Raw genomic sequence first — 13,234 nt, 5'->3', positions numbered from 1 at the left:
AACCAGGACGTGCAGCTGGGCATGCCCGCGCTCCCCGCCCCCGACTACCCGGCGGACGTACGGGCCCGGCTCGAGGCGGACGCCCGGGAGGTGATCGCCCGCTACCCCGGCGCGCGCTCGGCGCTGCTGCCCCTGCTGCACCTCGTACAGGCCGAGGAAGGGCACGTCACCCGCACCGGCATCCGCTTCTGCGCCGAGATGCTCGACCTCACCACCGCGGAAGTCACCGCCGTCTCGACCTTCTACTCCATGTACCGCCGCAGGAGCAGCGGGGACTACCAGGTCGGGGTCTGCACCAACACGCTGTGCGCGGTGATGGGCGGCGACGCCATCTTCGCCGATCTCAAGGAGCACCTCGGCGTCGACAACGGCGAGACCACCGAGGACGGCAGGGTCACCCTCGAACACATCGAGTGCAACGCGGCCTGCGACTTCGCCCCGGTCGTGATGGTCAACTGGGAGTTCTTCGACAACCAGACGCCGGAGACCGCCCGGCGGCTGGTCGACGACCTGCGGGCCGGGCGGACCGTCGAGCCCACCCGCGGTGCGCCGCTGTGCACCTTCAAGGAGACGGCCCGGATGCTGGCCGGCTTCCCGGACGAGCGGCCGGGCGCCGTGGAGGCCACCGGCGGCGCCGGACCCGCCTCGCTGACCGGGCTGCGGCTGGCCAGGGGCGAGGCCGCTCCCGGCCGCGGCGCCGACCACGTCGTCTCCCCGCGGAGCACGGCCGACGGCGCGCCCACCGACGAACCCCCGTCCGGGCACCCCGCCGAGGAGGCGCCCTCCGGCCACCCCAGCTCCCATGACGCACCGCAGCAGACGTCGGCCTCCGACGAGGCCAGCCCCTCTCCCGCCACCCCGGATGGAGAGGCTTCGCCTCGCGGTAACGAGACGGCCGGTCCCACAGCAGAGGAGGGGGAGTGATGACGGTGGCAGCCGAACACGGCGGTGCCTCCCGGCGCGAGACCGGCGGGGACCACCCCGAGAAGCTTCTGACGCCCGTCCTGTCCGCCTTCTGGGACCAGCCCGCGTCCTGGACGCTGGAGACCTACCGCCGGCACGAGGGCTACGAGGGGCTGCGCAAGGCGCTGGCGATGCCCCCGGACGACGTCATCGCCTACATCAAGGACTCCGGACTGCGCGGCCGCGGCGGCGCCGGCTTCCCGACCGGGATGAAGTGGCAGTTCATCCCGCAGGGCGACGGCAAACCGCACTACCTCGTCGTCAACGCCGATGAGTCGGAGCCCGGGACGTGCAAGGACATCCCGCTGCTCTTCGCGAACCCGCACTCGCTGATCGAGGGCATCGTGATCGCCTGCCATGCGATCCGCTCCCGGCATGCCTTCATCTATCTGCGCGGTGAGGTCGTGCCCGTCCTGCGGCGGCTGCACGAGGCCGTGCGCGAGGCCTATGCGGCGGGCTTCCTCGGGAAGAACATCCTGGGCTCGGGGCTCGACCTGGACGTGATCGTGCACGCGGGCGCGGGCGCGTACATCTGCGGTGAGGAGACCGCGCTGCTGGACTCCCTGGAGGGCCGTCGCGGACAGCCCCGGCTGCGTCCTCCCTTCCCGGCGGTGGCGGGCCTGTACGCCTGCCCCACTGTCGTGAACAACGTCGAGTCCATCGCCTCGGTTCCCGCGATCATGAACCGCGGCAAGGACTGGTTCCGTTCGATGGGCAGCGAGAAGTCCCCGGGCTTCACGCTCTACTCGCTCAGCGGGCATGTCGCGGGCCCCGGCCAGTACGAGGCCCCGTTGGGCATCACCCTGCGCCAGCTGCTGGACATGAGCGGCGGGATGCGGCGCGGCCACCGGCTGAAGTTCTGGACGCCGGGCGGCTCCTCGACGCCGATGTTCACCGACGAGCACCTCGACGTCCCCCTCGACTACGAGGGCGTCGGCGCGGCCGGTTCGATGCTCGGCACCAAGGCGCTCCAGTGCTTCGACGAGACCACCTGTGTGGTCCGGGCGGTCACCCGCTGGACCGAGTTCTACGCACACGAGTCCTGCGGCAAGTGCACGCCCTGCCGTGAAGGGACGTACTGGCTGGTGCAGTTGCTGCGGGACATCGAGGCCGGCAAGGGGCAGCCGGGCGACCTCGACAAGATCGACGACATCGCGGACAACATCAACGGCAAGTCCTTCTGCGCCCTCGGCGACGGCGCCGCCTCGCCGATCTTCTCCTCGCTCAAGTACTTCCGCGAGGAGTACGAGCAGCACCTCGACGGCAGGGGCTGCCCCTTCGACCCGGCCAGGTCGACCCTCTGGGCCGACAACGACGCTCACCTGGGGGTGAAGGCATGACCGTGACGACCACGGGGTCGGACAGCGGCTCCGCCGCGCGTCCCTCGGGAGGCGGCGGTGCGGCGATCCCGCCGGAGGACCTCGTCACCCTGACGATCGACGGCATCGAGATCTCCGTCCCCAAGGGGACGCTGGTGATCCGCGCCGCCGAGATGCTCGGCATCGAGATCCCGCGCTTCTGCGACCACCCGCTGCTGGACCCGGCGGGCGCCTGCCGGCAGTGCATCGTGGAGGTCGAGGGCCAGCGCAAGCCGATGGCCTCCTGCACCATCACCTGCACCGACGGCATGGTCGTCAAGTCGCAGCTGACCTCGCCGGTGGCCGAGAAGGCCCAGCGCGGGGTGATGGAGCTGCTGCTGATCAACCACCCGCTGGACTGCCCGGTCTGCGACAAGGGCGGCGAGTGCCCGCTGCAGAACCAGGCGATGCAGGTCGGCGACCCGGAGTCGCGCTTCGAGGGCCGGAAGCGCACGTTCGCCAAGCCGGTGCCGATCTCCACCCAGGTGCTGCTGGACCGCGAGCGCTGTGTGCTGTGCGCGCGCTGCACCCGCTTCAGCAACCAGATCGCCGGCGACCCGATGATCGAACTCGTCGAGCGCGGCGCCCTCCAGCAGGTCGGCACCGGGGAGGGCGACCCCTTCCAGTCGTACTTCTCCGGCAACACCATTCAGATCTGCCCGGTCGGCGCGCTCACCTCCGCCGCGTACCGCTTCCGCTCCCGCCCCTTCGACCTGGTCTCCTCGCCGTCGGTGTGCGAGCACTGCGCGGGCGGCTGCGCGACCCGTACGGACCACCGGCGCGGCAAGGTGATGCGGCGGCTGGCGGCCGACGACCCCGAGGTCAACGAGGAGTGGATCTGCGACAAGGGGCGGTTCGCCTTCCGGTACGCGCAGCAGCGCGACCGGCTGGAGCACCCGCTCGTACGCGACCCGGAGTCCGGTGAGCTGGAGCCGGCGAGCTGGCCTGCGGCCCTGGCGGCGGCGGCCCGCGGGCTGGCCGCGGCCAAGGGGCGCACCGGCGTACTGACCGGCGGCCGGCTGACCGTCGAGGACGCCTACGCCTACGCCAAGTTCGCCCGGATCGCGCTGGGCACCAACGACATCGATTTCCGGGCCCGGGTGCACAGCACCGAGGAGGCCGACTTCCTGGCGGCCCGGGTCGCCGGCCGCGGCCGTGACCTGGACGGGCGGGGCGTCACGTACACCGCGCTGGAGAAGGCACCGGCCGTCCTGCTGGCCGGAATCGAGGCCGAGGAGGAGGCGCCGGGCGTCTTCCTGCGGCTGCGCAAGGCGCACCGCAAGAGCGGACAGCGCACCTACGGGCTGGCCGCCTATGCCTCGCGCGGGCTGATCAAGGCGGGCGGCACGCTGCTGCCGGCCGCGCCCGGTACCGAGACCGAATGGCTGGACGCGCTCGCGGGCGGGGTCGGCCTGGACGGCGAGGGCCGGACCGCGGCCGAGGCGCTGCGCACCGACGGCGCGGTGATCGTGGTCGGTGAGCGGCTGGCGGCGGCGCCCGGTGCGCTGACCGCCGCGCTCCGGCTGGCGTCGGCCACCGGCGCCGCCCTGGTGTGGATTCCGCGGCGGGCGGGGGAGCGCGGCGCCGTCGAGGCGGGCGCGCTGCCCGGTCTGCTGCCGGGCGGGCGGCCGGCCACCGATCCCCGGGCCCGCGACGAGGTCGCCGCGGCCTGGGGCGTGGCCGCGCTCCCGGACCGGCCCGGCCGGGACACCGGCCGGATCATCGAGGCCGCGGCGACCGGCGAACTCGGTGCGCTCCTGGTGGGCGGCGTCGAGGTGGCCGACCTGCCGGACCCGGCCGGGGCGCTGGCCGCGCTGGACCGGGTCGGCTTCCTGGTCAGCCTGGAGCTGCGGCCGTCGCAGGTCACCGAGCGGGCGGATGTGGTCCTGCCGGTGGCGGCCGTGGTGGAGAAGGCCGGGACCTTCCTCAACTGGGAGGGCCGGGCGCGGCTGTTCGAGGCCGCGCTCAAACCGGACCAGATGACCCGGCGGCATCTGCTGCCGGACGCCCGGGTGCTGCACATGCTCGCTGACGCCCTCGACGTCCATCTGGCGCTGCCGGACCTCCGTTCCGTACGCCGCGAACTGGACCGGCTCGGTGGCTGGGACGGCCCGTTCGCGGGCGAGCCCACCGCGACCGGGCGTCCGCTGCCCCGCCCCGACAGCGGTGAGGCCGTCCTGGCCGGCCACCGGCTCCTGCTGGACCAGGGGCGGCTCCAGGAAGGCGACGAGGCGCTGGCCGGGACCCGGCACGCCGCGGTCGCCCGGCTGTCGGAGATCACCGCGCGGGAGACCGGCGTCAAGGACGGCGATCTGCTGGCGGTCACCGGCCCGGCCGGTGCGGTCCGGCTGCCGCTGCAGGTCACGCCGATGCCCGACCGGGTGGTGTGGCTGCCGCTCAACTCCACGGGCGGTGGCGTCGCCGCCGATACCGGGGCCCGCCCCGGTGACCTGGTGAAGATCTCCGCCGCCCCGGGCACGCCCGAGCCAGCCGAGGAGGTGGACGCATGATCCAGCAGTTCGGCCAACTGGCCGCCGGGGGCACCGCGCTGGCCCAGGAAGACCTGTCGATGTTCGGCCGCGACCCGTGGTGGCTCGTCGTCATCAAGGCGGTCTTCTGCTTCGTGTTCCTGATGCTGACGGTGCTGTTCTCGATCGTCTGGGAACGCAAGGTCGTCGCCTGGATGCAGCTGCGCATCGGCCCCAACCGGCACGGGCCCTGGGGGATGCTGCAGTCCCTCGCCGACGGCATCAAGCTGATGCTGAAGGAGGACCTGGTCGTCAAACGGGCCGACAAGGTGGTCTACCTCCTCGCGCCGGTCGTCGCGGCCATCCCGGCCTTCATGGCGATCGCGGTGATCCCCTTCGGGCCCGCGGGCAACGAGATCTCCGTCTTCGGGGTCCGTACCCCGATGCAGCTGACGGACCTGCCGATCGGCGTCCTCTACATCCTGGCCACGGCCTCGGTCGGCATCTACGGCATCGTGCTGGCGGGCTGGTCCTCCGGCTCGACCTATCCGCTGCTGGGCGGGCTGCGTTCGTGCGCGCAGATGATCTCGTACGAGATCGCGATGGGGATGTCGTTCGCGGCGGTGTTCCTCTACTCCGGGTCGATGTCGACGTCGACCATCGTGGAGTCGCAGCAGAACCGCTGGTACATCCTGCTGCTGCCGGTGTCCTTCATCATCTACATCGTCGCGATGGTGGGCGAGACCAACCGCGCGCCGTTCGACATGCCGGAGTCCGAGGGCGACCTCGTCGGCGGCTTCAACACCGAGTACTCGTCCATCAAGTTCGCGATGTTCATGCTCGCCGAGTACATCAACATGGTGACCGTCTCGGCCGTCGCGATCACCCTCTTCCTGGGCGGCTGGCGGGCGCCCTGGCCCGTCTCCACGTTCTGGGAGGGCGCCAACCACGGCTGGTGGCCGCTGCTCTGGTTCACCCTCAAGGTGCAGCTGCTGCTGTTCTTCTTCATCTGGCTGCGCGGCACCCTTCCCCGGGTGCGCTACGACCAGTTCATGAAGCTGGGCTGGAAGGTCCTCATCCCGGTCTCGCTGGTCTGGCTGATGCTGGTCGCCTCCGTGCGGGCCCTGAAGAACGAGGGCTACAACTTCTCCCAGATCGTGCTGTACGTCGCCGGCAGCGCCGTCGCCTTGCTGCTGATCTCCCTCGTCGTCGACTTCTTCCGGCGGGGCGAGAAGGAGGAGGAGCCGGACGGCGACGGGGCCTTCGACCCGATGGCGGGCGGCTTCCCGGTGCCGCCGCTGCCCGGACAGAGCCTGCCGCCGGTGCCGCGCCGCAGGCCGCGCCGGGACCGGGAGCTGATTGTCAGTGGCGGGGCGGACACTGTCCGTGACGGAATCGGAAACGACGGAAAGGGGGGCGACGGTGCCTGAGTTCCAGAACCCCGTGGCCGGCTTCGGCGTGACCTTCAAGGCCATGTTCAAGAAGCGGCTGACCGAGCAGTATCCGGAGGAGAAGAAGCCGACGGCGCCGCGTTTCCACGGCCGGCACCAGCTCAACCGCCATCCGGACGGGTTGGAGAAGTGCATCGGCTGCGAGCTGTGCGCCTGGGCCTGCCCCGCGGACGCGATCTATGTGGAGGGCGCGGACAACACCCCCGAGGAGCGCTACTCCCCGGGCGAGCGCTACGGGCGCGTCTACCAGATCAACTATCTCCGCTGCATCCTGTGCGGCCTGTGCGTGGAGGCCTGCCCGACCCGCGCGCTGACCATGACGAACGAGTACGAACTCGCCGACAGGTCCCGTGAATCGCTCATCTACACCAAGGAGGAGCTGCTCGCGGGCCTGGAGGAGGGCATGGTCGACAGTCCGCATGCGATCTACCCCGGCATGACGGAGCGGGACTACTACAAGGGCCTGGTGACCGAGGCCGCGCCGGGGACCGTCCGGCAGACCGCGGCCTCCAAGGGCGAGAAGGCCGACGGGGACGCCTCGACGAAGGAGGCGAAGGCATGACCGCCCTCGCCGCCGCGGCCTCGATGACATCCACGGGCGAGGCCGTGCAGTTCTGGATCCTGGGCACCGTCGCCGTCCTCGGCGCGCTCTTCACGATCCTGATGAAGCGCGCGGTGCACAGCGCCCTGTCGCTCGCCGGGACCATGATCGTCCTGGCGGTCTTCTACCTCGCCAACGGCGCCTATTTCCTCGGCGTCGTCCAGATCGTCGTCTACACGGGCGCGATCATGATGCTGTTCCTGTTCGTCGTCATGCTGGTCGGGGTCACCGCGGCGGACTCCCTCAAGGAGACGCTCAAGGGCCAGCGCTGGCTGGCGGCCGGCGCCGGCCTCGGCTTCGGCATCCTGCTGATCGCCGGTATCGGCAACGCCTCGCTCAAGGAGTTCAACGGCCTGGGCGAGGCCAATGCCGGCGGCAATGTGCAGGGCCTGGCGGCGCTGATCTTCACCAAGTACGTCTTCGCCTTCGAAGTCACCGGCGCGCTGCTCATCACGGCGGCCGTCGGCGCCATGGTGCTCACCCACCGGGAGCGCACGGAGCGGGCGAAGACGCAGCGGGAGCAGTCCGAGGCGCGCGTCCGCGAGGGCAAGCAGGTACCCCCGCTACCCGCCCCGGGTGTCTACGCCCGGCACAACGCCGTCGACATCCCGGGCCTGCTGCCCGACGGCACCACGGCCGAGCTCAGCGTCAACCCGACGCTGCGGGAGCGCGGCCAGATCCGCGATGTCTCCGCCGCGTCGCTCGCCGACCTGAAGGCGCTGGAGCGGCGCTCCGAGGACTGGCTGGGCCGCGGCTCCGAGGACGAGCCCGGCCCGCCGTCGTCCGGTGGCGCGGCGCCGAACGAGCGCAAGGAGGGGGCCAAGAAATGAACCCGGTCAACTACCTCTATCTCGCCGCCCTGTTGTTCACCATCGGCGCGGCGGGGGTGCTGATCAGGCGGAACGCCATCGTGCTGTTCATGTGCATCGAACTGATGCTGAACGCCTGCAATCTCGCCTTCGTCACCTTCTCGCGGATGCACGGGAATCTGGACGGCCAGATCATCGCCTTCTTCACGATGGTCGTCGCCGCGGCCGAGGTCGTGGTCGGTCTGGCCATCATCGTGTCGATCTTCCGCACCCGTCATACGGCCTCGGTCGACGACGCCAGCCTGATGAAGCTGTAAGGGGTCGCACAAAGTGGAGAACTTGATCGCGCTGCTCATCGCGGCACCGCTGGTCGGTGCGGCCCTGCTGTTGTGCGGCGGAAAACGGCTCGACCGCACCGGCCAGCTGATCGGCACGCTCTTCTCGGTGGCGTCGTTCGCCATCGGGGTGGTGCTCTTCGCCGACATGCTCGGCAAGGGCGCCGAGGACCGTGCCCTGCATCAGCACCTGTTCAGCTGGATTCCGGTCGGCGGTTTCCAGGCCGACGTCGCCTTCCAGCTCGACCAGCTGTCCATGACGTTCGTCCTGCTGATCACCGGTGTCGGCTCGCTGATCCACATCTATTCGATCGGCTACATGGAGCACGACGAGCGGCGCCGCCGCTTCTTCGGCTACCTCAACCTCTTCCTCGCGGCGATGCTGCTGCTCGTCCTCGCCGACAACTACCTTCTGCTGTACGTCGGCTGGGAGGGCGTCGGCCTCGCCTCGTACCTGCTCATCGGCTTCTGGCAGCACAAACCGAGCGCGGCCACCGCCGCCAAGAAGGCGTTCGTCGTCAACCGCGTCGGCGACATGGGCCTGTCCATCGCGATCATGCTGATGTTCACCACGTTCGGGACCTTCGCCTTCGGCCCGGTGCTCGCCTCCACGGGCGACGCCTCCGAGGGCAGGCTGACCGCCCTGGGGCTGTTGCTGCTGCTGGCCGCCTGCGGCAAGTCGGCGCAGGTGCCGCTGCAGTCCTGGCTCGGTGACGCGATGGAGGGCCCGACCCCGGTCTCGGCCCTGATCCACGCGGCCACCATGGTCACCGCCGGGGTGTATCTGATCACCCGCTCCGGGGCGATCTTCAATGCCGCCCCGACCGCCCAGCTGGCGGTGGTCGTGGTCGGCGCGGTCACCCTCCTCTTCGGTGCGATCGTCGGTTGCGCCAAGGACGACATCAAGAAGGCGCTGGCCGGTTCGACGATGTCGCAGATCGGCTACATGATCCTCGCCGCCGGCCTCGGCCCGGTCGGCTACGCCTTCGCGATCATGCATCTGGTCACCCACGGCTTCTTCAAGGCGGGCCTCTTCCTCGGCGCCGGTTCCGTGATGCACGGGATGAACGACGAAGTGGACATGCGCCGTTACGGCGGTCTGCGGAAGTACATGCCGGTCACCTTCGTCACCTTCGGCCTCGGCTATCTGGCGATCATCGGTTTCCCGGGGCTGTCCGGCTTCTTCTCCAAGGACAAGATCATCGAGGCGGCGTTCGCCAAGGGCGGCACCGAGGGCTGGATTCTCGGCGGTGCGGCCCTGCTGGGCGCCGCGATCACCGCGTTCTACATGACGCGGGTGATGCTGATGACCTTCTTCGGCGAGAAGCGCTGGGACCCCGCCGAGGTGCATCCGCACGAGTCGCCCAAGGTCATGACGCTCCCGATGATCGTGCTCGCCATCGGGTCGGTCTTCGCCGGCGGGCTGTTCAGCATCAACGAGTCCTTCGTGACATGGCTGGAGCCGGTCACCTCGTTCGCGCACGGCCACTCCCCGGTCGGCGCCACCACGGTCACCGCCGCGACGATGGTGGTGCTGCTCATCGGGGTCGGCATCGCCTGGGCGATGTACGGCCGCAAGGCCGTACCGGCCCTGGCCCCGCGCGGCTCGCTGCTGACCCGCGCGGCCCGCCGGGATCTGCTCCAGGACGACTTCAACGACCTCGTGTTCGTGCGCGGCGGCGGGGAGCTCACCGGCACCCTCGTCAGCCTCGACCGCTCCCTCGTGGACGGCGCGGTCAACGGCACGGCGGCGTCGATGGGCGGACTCTCCGGCCTGCTGCGCCGGTTGCAGACCGGATTCGTCCGTTCGTACGCGGTCCAGATGCTGGGCGGGGCCGCCGTTCTCGTCGCCGCGACCCTGCTGATGAGGGGTGTCTGAGCCATGTCGTTTCCCCTGCTGACGGCGGTGGCCGTGGTACCGGCGATCGGAGCGGTCGCCACCGCCGCGCTGCCCGCCGCCAAGCGCACCGCGGCCAAATGGCTCGCGCTGCTGTTCTCGCTGGTCACCTTCGCGCTGGCGCTGGTGGTCGCGTTCCGCTTCGACCCCGCTGCGAAGGGCCCCTTCCAGCTCACCGAATCGCACGCCTGGATCAGCGACTTCGGCGTCCGCTACGAACTCGGCGTGGACGGGATCGCGGTCGCGCTGATCGCGCTGACCACGCTGCTGATCCCGTTCATCATCCTGGCGGGCTGGCATGACGCCGACCCCCTGGAAGAGGCCACGCCCAACCGGCGCTGGCGGCCCACCCAGGGCTTCTTCGCGCTGATCCTGGCGGTCGAGGCGATGGTGGTGCTCTCCTTCGAGGCCACCGATGTCTTCCTCTTCTACATCTTCTTCGAAGCCATGCTGATCCCGATGTACTTCCTCATCGGCGGCTTCGGGGACCGGGCGGGCGGGGACGGCGAGGAGCAGGCCGCGGGCCGGCGGTCGTACGCCGCGGTGAAGTTCCTGCTCTACAACCTCGCCGGCGGACTGATCATGCTGGCCGCGGTGATCGGGCTGTACGCCGTCACCGCCGACCAGCTCGGCACCGGCACCTTCTCGCTCCAGCAGATCGTCGAGGCGCGGGCGGCCGGCAAGCTGGACCTCGGCACCGGCACCGAGCGGCTGCTGTTCCTCGGCTTCTTCTTCGCGTTCGCGGTGAAGGCGCCGCTGTGGCCGCTGCACACCTGGCTGCCGGGCGCCATGGGGGAGTCCACCGCGCCGGTCGCCGTGCTGATCACGGCCGTGGTCGACAAGGTCGGCACGTTCGCGATGCTCCGCTTCTGCCTCCAGCTCTTCCCGGAGGCCAGCAGCTGGGCGACGCCCGCCATCCTGGTGCTGGCGCTGATCAGCGTGCTTTACGGGGCGCTGCTGGCGGTCGCCCAGCGGGACATCAAGCGGCTGATCGCCTATGCGTCGATCTCCCACTTCGGCTTCATCATCCTGGGCATCTTCGCGATGACGACCCAGGGCCAGAGCGGCGCGACGCTCTACATGGTCAACCACGGCATCTCGACCGCCGCGCTGATGCTGGTGGCCGGCTTCCTGATCAGCCGCCGCGGTTCGCGCATGATCGCGGACTTCGGCGGTGTCCAGAAGGTCGCCCCGGTCCTCGCCGGGACGTTCCTGATCGGCGGCCTCGCCACTCTGTCGCTGCCCGGTCTGGCACCGTTCGTCAGCGAATTCCTGGTCCTCGTCGGCACGTTCAGCCGCTCTCCGGTGATCGGCATCGTGGCCACGCTGGGCATCGTCCTCGCCGCGCTGTACGTCCTCGTGCTCTACCAGCGGACGATGACCGGGCCGGTGAAGACCGAGGTGCAGCGGATGCCCGACCTGCGGGTGCGGGAGCTGGTGGTGGTGGCGCCGCTGATCGCGCTGCTGCTCTTCCTCGGGGTGTATCCGAAGCCGCTCACCGACCTCGTCAATCCGGCGGTCGGCCACACCCTGTCCGTGGTGGACAAGAAGGACCCCAAGCCCACTGTGCAGGTGGACGCCGAGCCCGGCGGAGGCCGGGCCGGCCAGGCCGTGCATGATCAAGACCGGGAGGCCGCGAAGTGAGTTCCGTGGCAAGTGTCCACAGCCTGTGGACAGCGGCGGGCGCACCGGGCAAGATCCCGGCGCCGCACATCGAGTACGCCCAGCTGGCGCCGACGCTGATCGTCCTGGGCGCGGCGGTGCTCGGCGTCCTCGTCGAGGGGTTCGTCCCGCGCCGGCACCGCTACCACTCCCAGCTGCTGCTGACGCTGGTCGCGCTGGCCGCCGCGTTCGCCGCGGTGATCGGTCTGGCGGCCGGCGGCTTCGGCTCGGCCAAGGCGCACATCGCCGCCATGGGCGCCCTCGCGGTGGACGGGCCCGCGCTGTTCCTGCAGGGCACCATCCTGCTGGTGTCCCTGGTCGCGGTCTTCACCTTCGCCGAGCGCCGGCTCGATCCGGCGGCGCACGGCAACCGTGTGGACTCGTTCGCCGCGCAGCCCGCGGCCGTCCCGGGCGGTGCCGCCGAACAGGCCGCGGTCAAGGCCGGGTTCACCACCACCGAGGTCTTCCCGATCGCGCTCTTCGCCATCGGCGGCATGCTGGTCTTCCCGGCGGCCAATGACCTGCTGACCCTCTTCATCGCGCTGGAGGTCTTCTCCCTCCCGCTGTACATCCTGTGTGCGCTGGCCCGCCGCCAGCGGCTGCTGTCGCAGGAGGCCGCGGTGAAGTACTTCCTCCTCGGCGCCTTCTCGTCCGCCTTCCTGCTGTTCGGCGTGGCCCTGCTGTACGGCTACGCGGGCACGGTCACCTACGGCGGGATCGCCGAGGTGATTGCGGACGGCGCCAAGCAGATCGATCCGGCGCTGGCCGGCACGATGGGCAATGACGCGCTGCTGCTGATCGGTGCGGCGCTGGTGCTGATGGGGCTGCTGTTCAAGGTCGGCGCGGTCCCGTTCCACATGTGGACCCCGGACGTCTACCAGGGCGCCCCGACCCCGGTCACCGGCTTCATGGCGGCCGCCACCAAAGTCGCGGCCTTCGGCGCGCTGCTGCGTCTGCTGTACGTCGTCCTGCCGGGGATGCGCTGGGACTGGCAGCCGGTGATGTGGGGCGTCGCGATCGTCACGATGCTCGGCGGGGCGATCGTCGCCATCACCCAGACCGACATCAAGCGGATGCTGGCCTACTCCTCCATCGCGCACGCCGGCTTCATCCTCGCCGGTGTCATCGCCACCAGCGAGGAGGGCATCTCCTCGGTGCTCTTCTACCTCGGCGCCTACTCCTTCGTGACGCTCGGCGCCTTCGCCGTCGTCACCCTGGTGCGGGACGCCGGTGGTGAGGCCACCCAGCTGTCCAAGTGGGCCGGGCTCGGGCGGCGTTCGCCGCTGGTGGCCGCGGTCTTCGCGGTCTTCCTGCTGGCCTTCGCGGGCATCCCGCTGACCTCCGGGTTCGCCGGGAAGTTCGCGGTCTTCAAGGCGGCGGCGCAGAGCGGCGCGGGCTGGCTGGTGGTGGTCGGTGTGCTTTCGTCGGCGATCGCCGCGTTCTTCTACATCCGGGTCATCGTGCTGATGTTCTTCAACGAGCCCAAGGCGGACGGCCCGACCGTGGCGGTGCCCAGCCCGCTGACCACCACCGCCATCGCCCTCGGCGTCGTGGTCACCCTGGTGCTCGGCCTGGCGCCGCAGTACTTCCTCGACCTGGCCGGCCAGGCGGGCGTCTTCGTGCGCTGAGCACCCGCGCGGCGCGGTACGGCAACGGCCGCCGCCCGGAGCCCTCGGGGGGTTCCGGGCGG

10 protein-coding genes are annotated in these 13,234 nt (G+C 70.5%); all 10 read left to right on the top strand.

Annotated elements, in window-relative coordinates; genetic code table 11:
* Positions 1–21 precede the first annotated feature (21 nt).
* The 10 genes from nuoE to nuoN are packed head-to-tail and all read left to right on the top strand — an operon-like array spanning position 22 to position 13,172.
* Positions 22–924 carry an NADH-quinone oxidoreductase subunit NuoE gene (gene nuoE, locus ACFW5B_RS06875; protein WP_386434582.1) on the top strand — a complete coding sequence of 301 codons (903 nt, stop codon included), beginning with the start codon at positions 22–24 and terminating at the stop codon, positions 922–924.
* On the top strand, positions 921–2,303 hold the full coding sequence (nuoF, locus tag ACFW5B_RS06870; protein WP_386434316.1) for an NADH-quinone oxidoreductase subunit NuoF: 1,383 nt from the start codon (positions 921–923) through the stop codon (positions 2,301–2,303). The genes nuoE and nuoF overlap by 4 nt, the downstream gene beginning before the upstream one ends.
* Positions 2,300–4,831 carry an NADH-quinone oxidoreductase subunit G gene (locus ACFW5B_RS06865; RefSeq protein ID WP_386434313.1) on the top strand — a complete coding sequence of 844 codons (2,532 nt, stop codon included), beginning with the start codon at positions 2,300–2,302 and terminating at the stop codon, positions 4,829–4,831. The genes nuoF and ACFW5B_RS06865 overlap by 4 nt, the downstream gene beginning before the upstream one ends.
* A complete protein-coding gene (gene nuoH / locus ACFW5B_RS06860; RefSeq protein ID WP_386434309.1) occupies positions 4,828–6,219 on the top strand; it encodes an NADH-quinone oxidoreductase subunit NuoH in 1,392 nt (463 codons plus the stop codon). Before ACFW5B_RS06865 ends, nuoH begins: the two co-directional genes overlap by 4 nt.
* The gene (gene nuoI, locus ACFW5B_RS06855) at positions 6,212–6,802 is read left to right on the top strand and encodes an NADH-quinone oxidoreductase subunit NuoI (protein ID WP_386434306.1); all 591 of its coding nucleotides are present in this window, start codon (positions 6,212–6,214) and stop codon (positions 6,800–6,802) included. Before nuoH ends, nuoI begins: the two co-directional genes overlap by 8 nt.
* Positions 6,799–7,671, top strand: coding sequence for an NADH-quinone oxidoreductase subunit J (locus tag ACFW5B_RS06850; protein WP_386434303.1), 873 nt, complete (start codon positions 6,799–6,801; stop codon positions 7,669–7,671). Before nuoI ends, ACFW5B_RS06850 begins: the two co-directional genes overlap by 4 nt.
* Positions 7,668–7,967 carry an NADH-quinone oxidoreductase subunit NuoK gene (gene nuoK, locus ACFW5B_RS06845; protein ID WP_386434300.1) on the top strand — a complete coding sequence of 100 codons (300 nt, stop codon included), beginning with the start codon at positions 7,668–7,670 and terminating at the stop codon, positions 7,965–7,967. The genes ACFW5B_RS06850 and nuoK overlap by 4 nt, the downstream gene beginning before the upstream one ends.
* Positions 7,968–7,980: 13 nt before the next feature.
* On the top strand, positions 7,981–9,864 hold the full coding sequence (gene nuoL / locus ACFW5B_RS06840) for an NADH-quinone oxidoreductase subunit L (RefSeq protein ID WP_386434297.1): 1,884 nt from the start codon (positions 7,981–7,983) through the stop codon (positions 9,862–9,864).
* 3 nt (positions 9,865–9,867) lie between these two features.
* Positions 9,868–11,526, top strand: a complete 1,659-nt coding sequence (locus ACFW5B_RS06835) for an NADH-quinone oxidoreductase subunit M (protein WP_386434294.1) — start codon at positions 9,868–9,870, stop codon at positions 11,524–11,526.
* A complete protein-coding gene (gene nuoN, locus ACFW5B_RS06830; RefSeq protein ID WP_386434291.1) occupies positions 11,523–13,172 on the top strand; it encodes an NADH-quinone oxidoreductase subunit NuoN in 1,650 nt (549 codons plus the stop codon). The genes ACFW5B_RS06835 and nuoN overlap by 4 nt, the downstream gene beginning before the upstream one ends.
* Positions 13,173–13,234: the final 62 nt, after the last annotated feature.

The sequence above is a fragment of the Streptomyces sp. NPDC058773 genome (assembly GCF_042746015.1).
In the GTDB taxonomy this organism is placed as follows: Bacteria; Actinomycetota; Actinomycetes; order Streptomycetales; family Streptomycetaceae; genus Streptomyces.
This window is presented reverse-complemented; position numbering and strand designations above follow the sequence as displayed.